Here is a 16,196-nt window from a genome sequence, read left to right on the forward strand (position 1 = left end):
GGTTTGTTCACCTTGCGAGTCTGTTACTATTGTAACATCGCCTCGCGGTTACACTTCGACATCCATCACAGTTAATGAAAACTCATTGCGAATTTGCATTACTTTAATGTGACATTCATCACTTAAACAAGCGCAGCATCTCTCCTGCGAGCGACAGGTTTTCTTTAAGTCTGCTTTAAGCATAACCAGAATTCCTCATCGCGTGATGATGTTATTATAATAACATAAAGATGTGAGAGATCTCGACCACAACCAACATTCATCGCATAATAAATCGCCATAAACAGACTTAGGTATTGAAAGTAATCGATTTTATTTCACGGCCAGAAGTGATGGAATTATCACACAGAGAAGAGGAACCGGCGGCACATTGCCGCCGGTATGGCTACCGGCACGATGCCGGTAACCTCACTACAGGGCGAGGAACACCCCGGCGATGGTGGCGCTCATCAGATTGGAGAGCGTACCTGCGGCCACGGCACGCAAGCCAAGCTGTGCGATCTCCTGACGACGGTTCGGCGCCATGCCGCCCAGCCCGCCGATCAAAATCGCGATAGACGACAGGTTGGCAAACCCGCACAGCGCAAAGGAGATGATGGCTTTGGTCTGGGCCGAAATCACCTGCAGGCCCGCCGCCGCAACATCGGCATCGGCTTTCAGGTACTCGCCAAAGTTCATATAGGCCACAAACTCGTTAATAATCAGCTTCTGACCGATAAAGGAACCGGCGACATTGGCCTCATGCCATGGCACGCCAATCACCCACGCCAGCGGTGAGAAGACCCAGCCGAGGATCATCTGCAGCGACAGATCCGGATGATTAAACCAGCCGCCGACGCCCGACAGGATACCGTTAAGCAGCGCAATCAGCGCGATGAAAGCCAGCAACATGGCGCCGACGTTCAGGGCTAACTGCATGCCGGAGGCCGCGCCGGATGCTGCCGCATCCAGTACGTTTGCCGGGGCGTCCGGATCCGCAACGTTTTTATCGCGGGAAGGTCGGTCGTCTGGGGTCTCGGTTTCCGGCACGATAATTTTGGCAAACAGCAAGCCACCCGGCGCCGCCATAAAGGAGGCGGCAATCAGATACTCGAGCGGCACGCCCATCTGGGCATAGCCGGCCAGCACCGAACCGGCCACCGACGCCAGACCACCGCACATCACCGCAAAGAGTTCAGAGCGGGTCATGGTCGCGATATAGGGACGCACCACCAGCGGCGCTTCTGTCTGCCCGACGAAGATATTCGCCGTCGCGGACAGGGATTCCGTACGCGAGGTTTTTAAAACCGCACGCAGCGAGCCACCAAGGATGCGGATAACAAACTGCATAATGCCCAGATAGTAGAGCACGGCAATCAGCGAGGAGAAAAAGACGATAACCGGCAGGACGCGCAGCGCGAAGACAAACCCGCCGCCGCCAAAGACTTCAAACATCTTGTCGGAGACCAGACCGCCGAAGATAAAGCCGATACCTTCATTGCCATAGGCAATCACGTTGGCGACGCCTTCGGACATCGCCAGCAGCACCTTGCGCCCGGCAGGAACATAGAGCACTAACGCCCCGATCCCCACCTGAATCATCCAGGCGCCAAAGACGGTGCGCAGGTTAATCGCTTTTCGGTTATTGGAGAGGAGCACGGCAATAGCTAACAGCACTACCATGCCGATAAGTCCCATGATGATTTGCATACAGAGTCCCTGTGTATTGATAGTTCAGCACTAAAAACAGGATTATAACGGCATGAAACTATCTTTCTTGCCTTAACTCTCAGTTTTAAAGCAAAACAATGAGATAAAAAGGCAAGAATGAGACTCGCATCACCAAAAGGGATTTACGCCAGGGTAAACAGCGCGGTGGTATTGTCGAGCAAGGCCTGCGCGATGACCTCTGGCGGCTCGCGGCGGAGCTCGCACAGGACGGTAAACACCCGTGCCGCCTGTTCAGGGCGGTTAGGCTCCCCCTGAAAACCATTGAGCGGCATATCCGGGGCATCCGTTTCCAGCAGCAGCGCCGACAGCGGCAGCCGCGCCATCACCTCCCGGGTCTTACTGGCACGCGGATAGGTAATGGTCCCTCCGACACCGATTTTGTAGCCGGACTGCACGAAACGTTCCGCCTGCTGCAGGCTGCCCGCAAACCCGTGGACCACTCCGGTCCGCGGCAGAGCGTGTTTTTTCAGCAGCATCGCCAGCTTATCGTGGGTGCGACGGGAATGAAGGATCACCGGCAGATCGTAACGCTTCGCCAGCCGCAGTTGCGCCTCAAGGATCTGCACCTGGCGGTCAAACTGCGGGTCTTCACGATACAGATCGAGGCCGATTTCCCCCACCGCCACCAATTTGTGGTGACGCGCTTGCAGGCAGTTTTCGAGCTGTTCAAGGCTCTGCGCATCGTGCCGTTCAATGACGATGGGATGCAGCCCAACGGCGGCATACAGCGCCGTATGCTGCTCCGCCAGCGCCAGCACGCGATGGAAATGGTCCGCCTCAATGGCCGGAACGATAATCCGCGTGACCCCTGCTTGCGCCGCCCTGGCAATGCTGTCGGTTTCATTCCCGCTAAAGGGGGGAAAATCAAAATGACAATGGGTATCAACAAACTGCAGCGTCATGCCAGGTCCTCGTTATCGAAGCGGGCATCATTGGCCTGCCCGGTGGCGATAAAAGTAGCCGGCTGCGGATCGTTGGCCACCGCGGCTGGCGGCACAACCACCGCCGTCGGCTGGGTGACACGTGGCAGATGACGCACCAGTGGCGGGCTGTCGGCAAGCAGTTTGCCCACCGTCGCCAGAAAATAGCGGCCGCACTGGCGCCCGGTCTTGTAGTCATCCCGCAGCGCCGGTAACCGGCTGCCCAATGCCATGCTTTTTAGCGGTTTGGGCGGGAAGATTTCGAGGATCCGCAGCTTACCCGGCGGCGTCTCGATAAACTGTTGGGTGGCGCGGTAGGTCGCCTCATGATGCTGCACCAGATTCACCAACGGCTGCAGGCTACTTTCCCCCAACCAGCGTTCCATTCGTTTAAACCATTGCGGGGTGTAGTACATCTGCGAGGGAACCGTGCGGATCACCACAATGGTTTGCGCCCCGCGACGGGCGGCTTCCTGAACGGGAATAGGATCGCTGACGCCGCCATCCAGATAGCTGATGCCGTCCAGGGTGACGCCGCTACGGTAAAAACCGGGAATCGCGCTCGAGGCGCGGATCAGATCGAGCCAGGTGGTCTGCGTCGGGGAGAAGTAGCTGGCCGTGTAATCATCGCCACGACAGGCACACAGCCACAGTTCCTTGCCCTGGGCGAACCGCTCCAGCGCGTAATCCATCGCCAGCGGCATTTTCTGTGCCGTCACCTCCAGCAGCCAGTCGAGGTCAATCAGGTTGCCGCCACGAACAAAACGCATCGGATCGAAAAACTCACGGGCGGTGGTATAGCGCGTGATCACCTTGCGGGCATAGCCCTGCTGGTTGCAGATATAGGCCGACAGGTTCTGCGCTCCGGCGGAGGTCCCCAGCATTATATCGAAGGGGTTAAACCCGGCGCGCATGAACTCATCCAGCACCCCGGCGGTAAAAATACCCCGCTGACCGCCACCCTCACACACCAGGCCAAGTTTGCCCGGTCGAAACGGTTCTACGGATAACGGCGTGATATTGCCAAGCGTTACGGGAATTCGATGCCCCACCCTGCTTTCCTGTTCTGTTTATTCTAAAAGCGCAAAAATGATCCACTACGCTACAAGCCGCCAGCGCGACAACCTGCCTGGCCTGCGATCATCGCCAGGAGTTCTGCAATTATTACCCCCCAGAAAGCACGAAAGCCAGTCCTGAGGACTGGCTTTATGTAAAACGCTATGTCATGCAACGGCGTTTCGCCGGTTATGCGGCAGGGAAAACACGCTTGCTATGGACGCTTGCGCCCGGTAAACAGGCTGATCAGGAACAGAATAATACCGACGACGAAGACGATTTTCGCCGCCCAGGCTGCTGTACCTGCCAGGCTACCAAATCCTAACGCTGCGGCAATCAGTGCGATGACCAGAAAAATAATGCCCCATCGAAACATAGTCTACTCCTTACCATAGTGAGTAACGGTTGCATTGCCACACGCTGAAGACGCGCGGGTATCAACCCTGTCGTGCTCTTTTTATTCAACGGCTGCTCGCCATACTTCATATTACGGCCATCAAAGCGGTATCCGTTTTTCCGGGTTAATCGCGCCAAGGCGCCCCCGGAAATATTCCCGTGTACCGCTCGTCCGTAATGCAGAACCTGGAGATAAAAATGGCTATAACATTATTAAGTGAATGGTTTATTTAACGCTGAGATTATTTTCGACGCTTTTCACGCCGGAAATGGCTTTCGCAATATCCGCTGCGCGATCCGCCTGCTGGCGAGTTTCTACGCTGCCGGATAACTGCACCACGCCGTCACTGGTTTCCACCGTGATGTTTCGCGATGGCACCATGTCATCCGCCAACAGTTTCGCTTTGATTTGACTGGTGATAGCGGTGTCGCCGGCATACCCTTTCAGGCTAGCGGACTGCTCTTCACTGACGCTCAGCTTGTCGGTAACAGTAGTAACGCCTTTGACGTTTTTCGCCACGCTCAGCGCCTGCTCCTTCTGGGCAGTGCTGTCTACTGAGCCGCTTAAGGTCACCACTTTATTCTCCGTTTTCACGGAGATACCGGCACTGCTAATACTTTTATCGTCAATCAGCGCCGCTTTTACCCGGGCGGTGATGGTGCTGTCATCCATAAAGTCGCCGACTTTATTCAGTGAGCTGTCAACCGCCTGACCGGCGCTGTTAGCTACCGATTTTGCACTGTCTGTCGTTGAGTTTTCTGCATATGCCGAGACACTTATCATGGCTGAGCCTAAGAAGAGAGCCGCCAGCGCTCCGGCATTCTTTAGTCTTGTCATCATCATGTCCTCGTTATTTCTATATGGGTAAAGCTAAATAAGTAGCGTATTAAGCCAGAATCTTAAAAATTACTTATTAAATATAGTAGAAGGTGATGAGGGAGGCGGAAAATATGCACAAAAAATCACGGCAAGGCGGATCTTTAAGAACTTTCTATAACGCAAACCGGGGAAAATTAACGAGAAAAAATAGCGTGGAGCGCGGCGAACACCGCGCTCCGGGAGGGATTAGTGCTCGCGGGTTTTACGGAACAGAACTTCAGGATAACGTTCCTGAGTCAGATTCAGGTTCACCATGGTTGGGGCGATATAGGTCAGGTTATCACCGCCATCCAGGGCCAGCTGAATTTCGTTTTTACGCTTAAATTCCTCAAATTTCTTCACGTCGGTGGATTCCACCCAACGCGCGGTCGCCACGTTTACGGACTCGTAAATCGCTTCGACGTTGTACTCGCTTTTCAGTCGGGCCACGACCACATCAAACTGCAGCACGCCCACCGCGCCAACGATCAGGTCGTTATTGGCAATCGGACGGAAGACCTGCACCGCGCCCTCTTCTGAAAGCTGTACCAGCCCTTTCAGCAGCTGTTTCTGCTTCAACGGATCCTTCAGACGAATACGACGGAACAGTTCCGGCGCGAAGTTCGGGATACCGGTGAACTTCATCGTTTCGCCCTGGGTAAAGGTATCGCCGATCTGAATGGTGCCGTGGTTGTGCAAGCCGATGATATCGCCAGGCCAGGCTTCTTCCACGTGCGAACGGTCGCCCGCCATAAAGGTCAGCGCGTCGGAAATCACCACGTCTTTACCGGTACGCACCTGGCGCAACTTCATGCCTTTTTCATACTTCCCGGAGACCACGCGCATAAAGGCCACGCGGTCACGGTGTTTCGGGTCCATGTTGGCCTGGATCTTAAAGACGAAGCCGGTAAATTTCTCTTCTTCTGCCGTCACAACACGGGTGTCGGTTTTACGCGGCATCGGCGCTGGCGCCCACTCCACCAGACCGTCCAGCATGTGATCTACACCGAAGTTGCCCAGAGCGGTACCAAAGAAGACCGGCGTAATTTCACCGGCAAGGAACAGCTCTTTATCAAATTCGTTTGACGCACCCTGCACCAGCTCCAGCTCGTCGCGCAGCTGCTGTGCCAGATCCTCTCCCACCGCCGTATCGAGTTCCGGGTTATTCAGCCCTTTGACGATCCGCACTTCCTGGATGGTGTGGCCTTTACCGGTCTGATAGAGGTAGGTTTCATCTTTATACAGATGGTAGACGCCCTTAAACAGCTTACCGCAGCCAATCGGCCAGGTGATCGGCGCGCAGGCAATCCGCAGCTCGTTCTCAACTTCGTCCAGCAGCTCCATCGGGTCGCGGATGTCACGGTCGAGTTTGTTCATAAACGTCAGAATCGGCGTGTCGCGCAGACGGGTAACTTCCATCAGCTTACGGGTACGATCTTCAACGCCTTTTGCCGCATCGATAACCATCAGACAGCAGTCCACTGCCGTCAGGGTACGGTAGGTATCTTCGGAGAAGTCTTCGTGGCCCGGGGTGTCCAGCAAGTTCACCAGACTGTCGTGATACGGGAACTGCATCACCGAGGTGGTAATCGAGATACCACGCTGCTTTTCCATCTCCATCCAGTCTGATTTTGCATGCTGGCTGGAGCCGCGGCCTTTTACCGTACCGGCGGTCTGAATCGCCTGTCCGAACAGCAGCACTTTCTCAGTAATGGTCGTTTTACCGGCATCCGGGTGAGAAATAATGGCAAAAGTGCGGCGTTTAGCCACCTCTTGCAAATAAGGAGACAACGTCATAATTCAATCTTCTTAGTAAACGCGGCCAACGGGCCACGCATGTGGAATACAAAATTGCGGCTATTTTACCCATCAACGGGGGGGAGGCAATCAGTGTTTACACAGGAGCTGCTCCAGTTCGCTTAACGAGGTTACCGTCCAGTCAGGCTGGAGGTCCGCAGGCAATTCGCGCTGATGAGCATTCAGCCAGCAGGTCGCCAGGCCGGCGTTGACGCCGCCGCGAATATCCGACTCTGCCGTATCCCCCACCATCAGCACGTGAGAACGATCGGGATTGCCCGCCTGCGCTAGCGCGTAGTCAAAAATACGCGCATCGGGCTTAGCTACGCCGACTTCTTCAGAAATAACCAGTAAATCAAAGTGATGACCTAAACCGGTACGTTCCAGGCGGATTTGCTGCAACGACGTAAATCCGTTGGTGATGATGCCCATTTTCACCTTGCCGTGCAGCGCGTTCAGCAGCGATACCGCCCCTGGCAGCGGCGAGCAGATCTCGGCCATCGCATTCATAAAGGCGTCGTTGAGCTCACCCGGCGGCACGCTGAGGCGCTCGGCCCAGTTATCAAAACGCTGATGCTGTAGCTGGGATGCGGTGATAGCTCCGTTTTGATAATCCACCCACAGCGGCTTATTCACGGCCTGGTAGTCCTGAAAATCTTCGGCGCTAAACGTCACGCAATAGTCGAGAAACATCCGCTGTAAACCACTGAAAGCGTCAAACGTAAACAGCGTTTCGTCGGCATCAAAGAAAATCCAGTCCCACTTCATCGTATCACCCTGTCATTACTCGCCCGCAGGCCATTACATACTGATTGGCAGCGCCATAATGATCGCATCCTCACGCCCGTCGGCCGTGGGGTAATAGTTGCGACGAATGGTTGCCTCGTTAAAACCGATATCCTCGTACAGCGCAATGGCGGCCGCGTTGGAGGCCCGGACTTCGAGCCATAACGTCACGACGCCACGCTGTTCGACCTCATCAATAACCCGCTCCAGCAACGCGCGCCCAAGGCCACGTCGCTGGAAAGCCGGATCGACGGCAATGTTAAACAGCGTCGCCTCGTCCAGCACAATTTGCGTAATCGCGAAGGCGGCCATCTCGCCATCAACCGTCAGTTGAAGATTGAGATAGCGCTCACCCTGGTTACTGGCAAAGGTTTGTTCACTCCACGGAAAAGCGTGGGCGCGTTGTTCTATTTGCCAGGCACGGGGCAAATCAGCCGTGTTGAGGGTAGAAATCGTGTTCATGTGCGCAGATTTGTTGCCAGAGCGCCATTCGGGCAGGCACGCTGGTCTGGAGTTCATCAAAAGCAGGCGTGGCGACCTGTGCGCCCGCCAGCAGCAACGGCGTATCGGTGCCCAGCCGCCAGCTGTTGCAGCGACTATCCTGCGGCAGCATAGCGACGCGATCGGGGGCAAGTTGCAGCACCTGATCCGGCGTCAGCGCCAGGGCCCGTAAAATATCGCTGATTAACGGTTCCGTTAATGACGGCATTGGGTCTGCCACCATCACCAACCGAATATGCCCGGGAAGCGAGATAGCGATTTCGCCCTGCAACGCCCCGGGGCGACGCAGCGACCACTGGGTAATACCCAGCTGCTGTAATTGCCAGTCTCGTCGGGAAGTCATAGCGAAACACTCCTGTTAATCAAGCGCGCAATATAGCAAATTCGTCGTATCTGCGCCAACAAACAACGTACATCGCGCACGCCAACAAAGAGGCAGCGTTAAGGATAACGTGTATAATCGGCGCCAGTCTTAATGAAGGAGTGTTTCATGTCTGCTTTTACCCCGGCAAGTGAAGTCTTGCTGCGCCACAGTGATGATTTCGAACCCGCACGCGTTCTGTTTGCCGGTGACCTGCAGGATGACCTGCCAGCACGTCTGGACACCGCAGCCAGCCGTGCCCACACCCAACAATTTCACCACTGGCAGGTCCTGAATGGTCAGATGGGAGATAACGCCCGCTTTAGCCTGGTCGCGCAAGCCGAAGACGCGGCCGATTGCGATACGCTGATTTACTACTGGCCGAAAAACAAGCCCGAAGCACAGTTCCAGCTTATGAACCTGCTTTCACTGCTGCCGGTAGGTACCGATGTTTTCGTGGTCGGAGAAAACCGCAGCGGCGTTCGCAGTGCCGAACAGATGCTGGCCGAATACGTCCCCTTGACCAAAATCGACAGCGCGCGCCGCTGCGGGCTGTATCACGGGCGTCTGGAAAAGCAGCCGGCCTTCGATCCAGAGCAGTACTGGGGTGAATACCCGCTGGAAAACCTGACGATCAAAACCCTGCCTGCCGTATTCAGCCGTGACGGGCTGGATATCGGCAGCCAGCTGCTGCTCTCCACCCTGACGCCGCATACCAAAGGAAAAGTGCTCGATGTCGGCTGCGGCGCGGGTGTCCTGGCAACCGTGCTGGCCAGCCATTCCCCGAAAGTGCGCCTGACGCTCTGTGACGCCAGCGCGCCAGCGGTCGAAGCCAGCCGTGCAACCCTTGCCGCCAACGGCATTGAGGGCGAAGTCTTCGCCAGTAACGTGTTCTCGGAAGTGAACGGTCGTTTCGACATGATCATCTCCAACCCACCGTTCCATGATGGCCTGCAAACCAGCCAGGAAGCGGCACAAGCGCTAATTCGCGGGGCGGTACGTCATCTGAGCAGCGGCGGCGAACTGCGTATTGTTGCCAACGCCTTCCTGCCGTATCCGGATGTGCTGGATGAGATCTTCGGCTTCCATGAAGTCATTGCCCAGACCGGCCGCTTTAAGGTTTACCGTACCGTCATGACTCGTCAGGCGAAAAAGTAGTTCCTTGCACACATCGGCGGCTGGGTCACCATGCCGCCGTCACTTCCCGCCCCGCTCGGCCATTTTTGCAACAATCAATCCGCGCTACACAATTAACTATTGACGAATAGTTGAAAACCACTAGAATGCGCCTCCGTGGTAACGATACTTTCTGAGTATCGATGGTATGCGACGGTGGCGGAATTGGTAGACGCGCTAGCTTCAGGTGTTAGTGTCCTTACGGACGTGGGGGTTCAAGTCCCCCCCCTCGCACCATATACCACATAGATATCGCTCGCACTGTGCGAAGGTGGCGGAATTGGTAGACGCGCTAGCTTCAGGTGTTAGTGTCCTTAGGATGTGGGGGTTCGAGTCCCCCCCCTCGCACCAACGAGGCGATATCAACAATTAAGAATACTGTGCGAAGGTGGCGGAATTGGTAGACGCGCTAGCTTCAGGTGTTAGTGTCCTTAGGATGTGGGGGTTCGAGTCCCCCCCCTCGCACCACTATTCTTAACCTTCCAGAATTATCCCATCAGCTTTAAATTCAACGTCATCAGCATTATCCCGCTGATCAACGCGACACAAGATGGCAGCAAGATAAAGTGGCGCAATTGACGGTGCCAGATCATCAATGCCGACAATAATAACCCGACCGTCACCAGCCCACGCCAGGCATCTGCCGACAGATCGGCAAATCCCAGAACAGCAATCAGTACGCCAGGAAGCAGCACTCCCCATCCACTGCCTAAAGTTCGCTGTAACATGCCCCACCCCAAGACGATAATGATAACTAATATCATATGATAATATTTATCATTTGTCATGTTATGACATTCAGGATGCACGGTTCTTTACGTTCGCGCTAATGACAGACATTCATGAAGGTGATAAATTATACGGGCAACAGCAATACATTAAATCATCTGATAATTTAACAAAAACCTTACTCTGTATATCGTTTTTTAACGTTCTTTCTTTGCAGCCATCATGTTGAAATTTATGGCTAATAGCGACACGTTCAATATGACTGCACAATCCTGGAAAAAGCATTACGAAAAAAAATATCAATATTCCTTACGGCTATTTTTGCTGTTGAATTTCATTTCTGCGCTTTTTGCGTTGGCTAGCCCGTTGTTTACCAGCACGCGATCCACACTGCCCTGCACCCTGATAGTGCTGTTCAGCAGTGCCTTAATGCTTTGGCACTGGAAGTACTCACAACGCAAAATTAATATTTCTTTTATTTCTCTGATATTTGGTGTGTTGTGGGCATGGCACGTCGCAGATAAAGCCCTGGTACAAGCGCCACCGCAATTTAACTTTTTGGTTATTGCCTTATTAAGTATATTGTTTATTGGCACTATCGCCTTTCCCAATAATATCATTGCGTTTACGCTACACACTTTACCTACGTTTATCGTTAGTCTGTTTTTTGCCGAAACCGCACAATGGCCGCGGATGTTATACTGTTTTGCCCTCCCCATCGCCGGTATTACGCTACAGAATATGATTCAAAAACGTAGCGATACTTTTACCCAGGGACTGATGGATAAACTGCTGCAAGAACGTAACACGCTGAACGATCTCAGTATGTTGGATCCTCTCACCGGCTTATATAACCGGCGTGGCTTACAAAATCGACTGGATGCCATGCTGGCAGCAAACGACATGCGCCATCACGTGCTGCTGCTGGATATCGACCACTTTAAGGCCTATAACGACCACTACGGGCATATGATGGGCGATCAGGCGCTGATTCAGGTCTCCGCAGCCATCCGCAATGCCGTGCGCTCACGTGACATCGTAGCCCGGTTTGGCGGAGAGGAATTTATGGTCCTGCTGACCAACAGCACCGCAGAAACCGCCTCGCTGGCCGCGGAGCGCATTCGCCAGCAGGTCTATGATTTAAAAATTCCCCACATGTTCAATGAAAGCGTCGCCACCAACGTCACCATAAGCATCGGCATGACCCCGTTGATTGATACGGACATCGATGGCGCGCTGAAAAGAGCCGATACCGCGCTGTACGAAGCGAAAAGCCTCGGACGCAACATTATTCTCGCCAGCTGATTCCCGCGCTGCGCCGGTACACACGGCGCAGACAAACCGCTTGCCATCATCCAGACAACTAACTAGTATCACTAATCATTATCATTTAGATTAATATCTGGCAATCTGATGGCTTACCGTTCCCTTTCATTCAGCAATGAGATCATCTGGCAGGCGCCGTTCCGCCAGGCTGAATGCGCATTGGCGAATGCCATTCGGGAAAAAATCACCACCCTACGCCCCCATTTGCTGGATTTTCTTCGCCTGGACGAGGAAGCGCCGCATCACGCGCTAACGCTGGCCGAGTGGTCAGCCCCCAGCGCGCTCAGCTCGCTGCTGGCGACCTGGTCCGATCATATCTATCGTCATCAACCGACAATTCCGCGCGAGCAGAAGCCTCTGCTGTCGCTGTGGGCGCAGTGGTATATCGGTTTGCTGGTGCCGCCGCTGATGCTGGCGCTGCTTACCGAAAAGACCGCTATCAGCCTGATGCCGGAACACTTCCGCGTGGAGTTTCACGAAACCGGCCGGGCCGCCTGCTTCTGGATTGACGTGCATGCCGAGCCGGCCACCAGAATAGATTCCCCGCAGGCCCGCATGGAAATGCTGATCGTCCGCGCTCTGCACCCGGTGGTGCAGGCCCTGGAAGCGACCGGCAATATCAATGGCAAGCTTATCTGGAGCAATACCGGCTATCTGATTAACTGGTATCTCGGTGAGATGAAAGCGCTGTTGGGAGATGAGCAGGTTGCCGCCCTTCGCCAGCACTGTTTCTTTGAAAAGCAGTTTTCTGACGGCCAGGACAACCCGCTATGGCGGACGGTAATCTTACGCGAAGGGTTACTGGTGCGGCGTACCTGCTGCCAACGTAACCGCCTGCCAGACGTTCAGCAGTGCGGAGACTGCACGCTAAAATAATCCCGATGCAGCGGGCGGCGACAATGCCGCCCGCTAACTTTATTACGCGGTCTGTTGGCTCTCTTGCGCCACGCGTTCCGCTTCTTCAGCTTCCTGCGCTAACAGCTGTTTCTCGTACACCTTAAAGAACGGGAAGTAGATAATCGCCGAGACGCAGGCCAGGACTATCACCAGTATCGCCGCCCGGAAATCCCATCCCAGCGCCCACGCGCCGCCAATCGGTGCCGGCGCGGTCCATGGAACTACTGAAATTACCCGTCCAATCAGATCCAGCTTCATTGCCGCCCAGGCCAGCACGGCGTTCACCATCGGCGCCAGCAGGAACGGAATAAAGAACACCGGGTTCATGACGATAGGCGTCCCGAAGATAACCGGCTCGTTAATGTTAAACAGGCTGGGTACCACGCTCAGACGGCCGATAGATCGCAGGTGCGCCGAACGACTGCGCAGGTAACAGAAGACCAGGCCCATGGTGGCACCAGACCCCCCGATGACAATGAAGAATGTCCAGAACGCCTCCATAAAGATATGCGGAAGCGGTGCACCTTGCGCCAGCGCCTGCTGGTTCATCCCGAGGTTTGTTAACCAGAACATCTGCAGCATGCCAGAAACAATGGCCGCACCGTGGATCCCGGCGAACCACAGCAGGTGGCCAATCAGTACCGCCAGTAAAATTGCCGGCAATGAATCCGCTGCCGACACCAGCGGTTTAAAGATAGCCATGATGGCCTGCGGGATCAGCATGTCAAAGTGATGCTGAATAAACAGGCTCAGCGGATACAGGGTCAGTACCACCACCAGCACCGGAATCAACAGGTCGAAAGAGTTTTTGATCATCGGCGGCACCTGATCCGGCAGGCGAATACCGATATTGTGTGCCTTCAGGAAGCGCATCATTTCAACGCAGTAGACCGCCACCAGGATCGCCGTAAAGATCCCCGTACCGCCAAGGCTATCCACCGGCAGGTTACCGTTGGTTTTTGGCGCCGCCACCAGCAGGAATGCCATGATTGACAGCATGCTGCACATGAAAGGATCGAGCTGATTAGATTTTTCATAGTGCTTGCCGAGGTTATAGGAGATGGCAGCACAAATGTAGATAGACATAATGCCCATCGTCATATCGAACGGCGTCAGAATACGCCCTTCAAACTCTTTCGCTAAATCCAGCCAGGCACGAGCAAATCCCCAGGTGGTATCTGGCGAAAACGGCGGATAAGCAAACACCAGCAGGAACGAGCCGACAATCATAAACGGCATCGCCGAGATGAAGCCGTCACGAATCGCCATCACGTGACGCTGCGATGAGATCCGCCCGGCAACAGGGCTAATATAATTTTCTACAAAGCGAAATATCAGATTAAACGCAGCATGGTTAGCAGACATAGCAGCCCTCCTGACAGGCTTTAGACACAGGCCCAACAACGATTATCCTGCCGTGGCGATGAAATATGTTCTGTGAACGGCTCCCCACTGCGGCCATCTCATTGGCTATACTGTTCAGATCAGCACGATTCATACACGGCTCTTTTGTTATAAGTGATACAGGGTAGTTACCCGCTCAGTATTCATCCGTGTGAGAATAACAGCAACCGGTTACAGTAACCGGTTGCGGTGATTGTGAAGAAGATCCAGAAATTGGAATAATTCCGGATTACCCATCGACAATATTTACACTCCGCCAGGCTTGTGACAGATTGGCACGGACATGAATCAGGAGATCCCCATGAGTCTGCAGTCCGTGCGGCAGTTTTTTGCCAGCCATGCCCCCGATATCGAAATCATCGAACTCAATCAAAGTACGGCAACCGTCGCACTCGCGGCCGCGGCACATCGCGTTAAGCCTGGCCAAATTGCGAAGACCCTATCTTTAAAAGTGAAAGAGCAGGTGATCCTGGTGGTCGCGAGCGGTGACGCCCGGCTGGATAACAAGAAGCTGAAGGAAGCGTTCGGCGCGAAAGCACGGATGCTCAGCAGTGATGAAGTGGTCACGCTTACCGGGCATCCGGTAGGCGGCGTATGCCCTTTCGGGCTGGAAAACCCGCTGGTGATCTATTGCGATATTTCGCTGAAGCAGTACCCGGAAGTGTTACCGGCGGCCGGCGCCATTCATAGTGCGGTCCGCATTTCTCCTGACAGAATGGCTCAGTTGACGGATGCCACCTGGGTTGACGTCTGCCAGTAGCGTTTTGCGGTCCGACTACGCGACAATAGCATGCGCGTTGGTAACGCTTTCTGGCGAGAGATGAACCAGAATATCACCGGCGCTCAGCAGAGCCAGATCGGAACTGATGCCCAACTTGATCATCGCGTTGCACTTATGGGCGCGAATGGTTTTGATGTTGCGACCTAACTGCAGCGCTATCTCCAGCAGAGAATAGCCATAGGTCATATAGCAGAGAATGCTATGCTCGGTTGGGCTGAAGATTTGACACACGGCAATCTGGCTATTGAGCGGCTGATCCACCGGTTGAGCGGGTTGAGGAAGCAGCAGAAATAACTCTTGCTGCAACACCTCACGACAGGTCGCTTTATTGATAATCCCGTGCAGACAGGAAGGCGTCAGCTTTTTGATTAGGCCAGCCTCCCCACTGTCATTCGCCAAAATAATTCTCCGGACTTCAGGATGAGAATAAGCGACATCACGCAGATACAGCAGACTATCAACCCGAAGCCAGCGTTGCCCGGAAAGTGAAAAAATAACCGCGGTAATATCCCGAATACGCAAAGTACGCCTTAATGAGTGAACATTTTTAAAAAAATGAACACAATAATTTCCGGTACCGTACTCATTCAGGATATGCCGAAGTCCTATTGCCGTCATCGCACAGGGTTCGACCACGGCAATGCAGCGTGTGGTGTTCGGTTGTCCCATTTCGGCTACTCTCCCAAAGCTGAGTATACATTCAGCTCTTTTATTCCTTGTGCGCTATTAATCCAGGCATACATTTGCGCATTGCTGCGCAAAGACAAACGACGCATTGCGCTATTCTTTTGTGCGCTGATGGTCTTATTGCTTTTCTTCAGCAACGAAGCAATTTGATTAATTCCCCAGCCTTTTGCCAGCAGTCGTAGTACTTTACGCTCCGAAAACGTCAGAGCGTTCACCGCCGTACAACTGACAGGAACATCGCTCACACCGACGTCGCTCCGCCGCTGATGTATCCCTGGCTCAGCATCGGCCCTCACACAAATCTCCTCTCCAGTGCAGAGCACTTCACCCAGTCGACTCACCGGTTCACTGTCGGCGATGAATGTGCTTGCTGGACCTGCCAGCAATGTCTGAGCATGAGAGTGACAGGAACGGCCAACCATATAGACCCAACGAATATCTTTGAAACGAGCCATTAAAGAATAATAGTGCTGACATATTTCATGCGGTAGCTCAATTTCACCGGATAAATCGACAACGACCAACGTTACCCGGGACACTGGAAATTGCATGAGCATCTCCAGCGAATGGCAATAGCTGAAGATGTAATTAGGGAGGTATTCGCTAGTGATGGTTTGCAACCCAGATTGCATCACCGGTATTTTGCTGATGATAATGCCGTACTTACCCGGTACTGGTAACATAAACCCTCCATATTTGGTAGAAGATTCACGCTGGCATAAAACAGATGGGCGCCTGGCAGCCATAATTTATTTACCAGGTGAATTCTTTATCACCCCTGGTGAACGTCGGCCTTACGCTCAGGTGCAT

Annotated in this window: 17 protein-coding genes and 3 tRNA genes; 7 read left to right on the forward strand and 13 right to left on the reverse strand. The window is 54.0% G+C overall.

All coding sequences use genetic code 11. The features are described from left to right. Positions 1 to 411 precede the first annotated feature (411 nt). The 9 genes from ACMYSN_RS11470 to ACMYSN_RS11510 form a co-directional block, all read right to left on the reverse strand. Entirely contained in the window at positions 412 to 1,689 is a 1,278-nt protein-coding gene (locus ACMYSN_RS11470) for a NupC/NupG family nucleoside CNT transporter (RefSeq protein ID WP_123757605.1), read from the reverse strand. Between the two features lie 143 nt (positions 1,690 to 1,832). Continuing rightward, on the reverse strand, positions 1,833 to 2,612 hold the full coding sequence (locus tag ACMYSN_RS11475; protein ID WP_462498054.1) for an amidohydrolase family protein: 780 nt from the start codon (positions 2,610 to 2,612) through the stop codon (positions 1,833 to 1,835). Beyond that, positions 2,609 to 3,682 (reverse strand): patatin-like phospholipase family protein, encoded by a 1,074-nt coding sequence (locus ACMYSN_RS11480; RefSeq protein ID WP_462498055.1) that lies wholly within the window; start codon positions 3,680 to 3,682, stop codon positions 2,609 to 2,611. The genes ACMYSN_RS11475 and ACMYSN_RS11480 overlap by 4 nt, the downstream gene beginning before the upstream one ends. Positions 3,683 to 3,900: 218 nt before the next feature. Continuing rightward, complete coding sequence (locus ACMYSN_RS11485; protein WP_123757608.1) at positions 3,901 to 4,062, reverse strand: DUF1328 domain-containing protein; 162 nt, start codon at positions 4,060 to 4,062, stop codon at positions 3,901 to 3,903. A 246-nt stretch (positions 4,063 to 4,308) separates the two neighbouring features. Further along, positions 4,309 to 4,920, reverse strand: a complete 612-nt coding sequence (osmY, locus tag ACMYSN_RS11490; RefSeq protein WP_462498247.1) for a molecular chaperone OsmY — start codon at positions 4,918 to 4,920, stop codon at positions 4,309 to 4,311. 228 nt (positions 4,921 to 5,148) lie between these two features. Next, positions 5,149 to 6,738 (reverse strand): peptide chain release factor 3, encoded by a 1,590-nt coding sequence (prfC, locus tag ACMYSN_RS11495; RefSeq protein ID WP_154144460.1) that lies wholly within the window; start codon positions 6,736 to 6,738, stop codon positions 5,149 to 5,151. Between the two features lie 90 nt (positions 6,739 to 6,828). Then, positions 6,829 to 7,506: a pyrimidine 5'-nucleotidase gene (gene yjjG, locus ACMYSN_RS11500; protein WP_462498056.1), complete on the reverse strand. Its 678-nt coding sequence runs from the start codon at positions 7,504 to 7,506 to the stop codon at positions 6,829 to 6,831. A 33-nt stretch (positions 7,507 to 7,539) separates the two neighbouring features. Then, positions 7,540 to 7,986, reverse strand: a complete 447-nt coding sequence (gene rimI, locus ACMYSN_RS11505) for a ribosomal protein S18-alanine N-acetyltransferase (protein WP_154144458.1) — start codon at positions 7,984 to 7,986, stop codon at positions 7,540 to 7,542. Further along, entirely contained in the window at positions 7,955 to 8,368 is a 414-nt protein-coding gene (locus ACMYSN_RS11510; RefSeq protein ID WP_462498057.1) for a DNA polymerase III subunit psi, read from the reverse strand. Before ACMYSN_RS11510 ends, rimI begins: the two co-directional genes overlap by 32 nt. A gap of 147 nt (positions 8,369 to 8,515) precedes the next feature. Here ACMYSN_RS11510 and rsmC point away from each other — a divergent pair, with 147 nt between their 5' ends. The 4 genes from rsmC (at position 8,516) to ACMYSN_RS11530 (ending at position 10,030) form a co-directional block, all read left to right on the forward strand. After that, a complete protein-coding gene (rsmC, locus tag ACMYSN_RS11515; RefSeq protein WP_462498058.1) occupies positions 8,516 to 9,544 on the forward strand; it encodes a 16S rRNA methyltransferase in 1,029 nt (342 codons plus the stop codon). A gap of 168 nt (positions 9,545 to 9,712) precedes the next feature. Further along, positions 9,713 to 9,799: transfer RNA gene (locus ACMYSN_RS11520), tRNA-Leu, on the forward strand. A gap of 28 nt (positions 9,800 to 9,827) precedes the next feature. Then, positions 9,828 to 9,913 (forward strand) — tRNA-Leu (locus ACMYSN_RS11525). Positions 9,914 to 9,944: 31 nt separating this feature from the next. Then, positions 9,945 to 10,030, forward strand: a tRNA-Leu gene (locus ACMYSN_RS11530). Positions 10,031 to 10,050: 20 nt separating this feature from the next. Here the strand turns inward: ACMYSN_RS11530 and ACMYSN_RS11535 are convergent. Then, positions 10,051 to 10,290, reverse strand: coding sequence for a DUF1435 domain-containing protein (locus ACMYSN_RS11535; protein WP_434586444.1), 240 nt, complete (start codon positions 10,288 to 10,290; stop codon positions 10,051 to 10,053). Between the two features lie 259 nt (positions 10,291 to 10,549). Between ACMYSN_RS11535 and ACMYSN_RS11540 the strand changes: the two genes are divergently transcribed. Together ACMYSN_RS11540 and fhuF are read left to right on the forward strand one after the other, a co-directional pair. Beyond that, positions 10,550 to 11,596: a GGDEF domain-containing protein gene (locus ACMYSN_RS11540; protein WP_462498248.1), complete on the forward strand. Its 1,047-nt coding sequence runs from the start codon at positions 10,550 to 10,552 to the stop codon at positions 11,594 to 11,596. A gap of 108 nt (positions 11,597 to 11,704) precedes the next feature. Next, positions 11,705 to 12,493 carry a siderophore-iron reductase FhuF gene (fhuF, locus tag ACMYSN_RS11545; protein ID WP_462498059.1) on the forward strand — a complete coding sequence of 263 codons (789 nt, stop codon included), beginning with the start codon at positions 11,705 to 11,707 and terminating at the stop codon, positions 12,491 to 12,493. 42 nt (positions 12,494 to 12,535) lie between these two features. Here the strand turns inward: fhuF and ACMYSN_RS11550 are convergent, their stop codons facing one another. Further along, a complete protein-coding gene (locus tag ACMYSN_RS11550; protein WP_462498060.1) occupies positions 12,536 to 13,879 on the reverse strand; it encodes a PTS sugar transporter subunit IIC in 1,344 nt (447 codons plus the stop codon). A 340-nt stretch (positions 13,880 to 14,219) separates the two neighbouring features. On the opposite strand from ACMYSN_RS11550, the gene ACMYSN_RS11555 reads away from it, so the two are divergent. Continuing rightward, positions 14,220 to 14,678, forward strand: a complete 459-nt coding sequence (locus ACMYSN_RS11555; RefSeq protein ID WP_462498061.1) for a YbaK/EbsC family protein — start codon at positions 14,220 to 14,222, stop codon at positions 14,676 to 14,678. Positions 14,679 to 14,693: 15 nt separating this feature from the next. Here ACMYSN_RS11555 and bglJ read toward each other — a convergent pair whose 3' ends face one another. Together bglJ and ACMYSN_RS11565 are read right to left on the reverse strand one after the other, a co-directional pair. After that, positions 14,694 to 15,368 (reverse strand): DNA-binding transcriptional activator BglJ, encoded by a 675-nt coding sequence (bglJ, locus tag ACMYSN_RS11560; RefSeq protein WP_462498062.1) that lies wholly within the window; start codon positions 15,366 to 15,368, stop codon positions 14,694 to 14,696. A 5-nt stretch (positions 15,369 to 15,373) separates the two neighbouring features. After that, positions 15,374 to 16,069, reverse strand: coding sequence for a LuxR C-terminal-related transcriptional regulator (locus ACMYSN_RS11565; protein ID WP_462498063.1), 696 nt, complete (start codon positions 16,067 to 16,069; stop codon positions 15,374 to 15,376). Between the last annotated feature and the right edge of the window lie 127 nt (positions 16,070 to 16,196).

It is taken from the genome of Klebsiella sp. R445 (assembly GCF_051131755.1).
GTDB lineage: Bacteria > Pseudomonadota > Gammaproteobacteria > Enterobacterales > Enterobacteriaceae > Klebsiella > Klebsiella lignicola.

Bases quoted from the DNA above. Each gene is read 5' to 3' on its own strand.
- ACMYSN_RS11510 (WP_462498057.1), bottom strand. From the start codon at position 8,368: ATGACTTCCCGACGAGACTGGCAATTACAGCAGCTGGGTATTACCCAG.
- ACMYSN_RS11470 (WP_123757605.1), bottom strand. From the start codon at position 1,689: ATGCAAATCATCATGGGACTTATCGGCATGGTAGTGCTGTTAGCTATT.
- ACMYSN_RS11535 (WP_434586444.1), bottom strand. From the start codon at position 10,290: ATGTTACAGCGAACTTTAGGCAGTGGATGGGGAGTGCTGCTTCCTGGC.
- yjjG (WP_462498056.1), bottom strand. From the start codon at position 7,506: ATGAAGTGGGACTGGATTTTCTTTGATGCCGACGAAACGCTGTTTACG.
- ACMYSN_RS11485 (WP_123757608.1), bottom strand. From the start codon at position 4,062: ATGTTTCGATGGGGCATTATTTTTCTGGTCATCGCACTGATTGCCGCA.
- rsmC (WP_462498058.1), top strand. From the start codon at position 8,516: ATGTCTGCTTTTACCCCGGCAAGTGAAGTCTTGCTGCGCCACAGTGAT.
- ACMYSN_RS11565 (WP_462498063.1), bottom strand. From the start codon at position 16,069: ATGTTACCAGTACCGGGTAAGTACGGCATTATCATCAGCAAAATACCG.
- ACMYSN_RS11540 (WP_462498248.1), top strand. From the start codon at position 10,550: ATGACTGCACAATCCTGGAAAAAGCATTACGAAAAAAAATATCAATAT.
- fhuF (WP_462498059.1), top strand. From the start codon at position 11,705: ATGGCTTACCGTTCCCTTTCATTCAGCAATGAGATCATCTGGCAGGCG.
- ACMYSN_RS11550 (WP_462498060.1), bottom strand. From the start codon at position 13,879: ATGTCTGCTAACCATGCTGCGTTTAATCTGATATTTCGCTTTGTAGAA.
- rimI (WP_154144458.1), bottom strand. From the start codon at position 7,986: ATGAACACGATTTCTACCCTCAACACGGCTGATTTGCCCCGTGCCTGG.
- prfC (WP_154144460.1), bottom strand. From the start codon at position 6,738: ATGACGTTGTCTCCTTATTTGCAAGAGGTGGCTAAACGCCGCACTTTT.
- ACMYSN_RS11555 (WP_462498061.1), top strand. From the start codon at position 14,220: ATGAGTCTGCAGTCCGTGCGGCAGTTTTTTGCCAGCCATGCCCCCGAT.
- bglJ (WP_462498062.1), bottom strand. From the start codon at position 15,368: ATGGGACAACCGAACACCACACGCTGCATTGCCGTGGTCGAACCCTGT.
- ACMYSN_RS11475 (WP_462498054.1), bottom strand. From the start codon at position 2,612: ATGACGCTGCAGTTTGTTGATACCCATTGTCATTTTGATTTTCCCCCC.
- osmY (WP_462498247.1), bottom strand. From the start codon at position 4,920: ATGACAAGACTAAAGAATGCCGGAGCGCTGGCGGCTCTCTTCTTAGGC.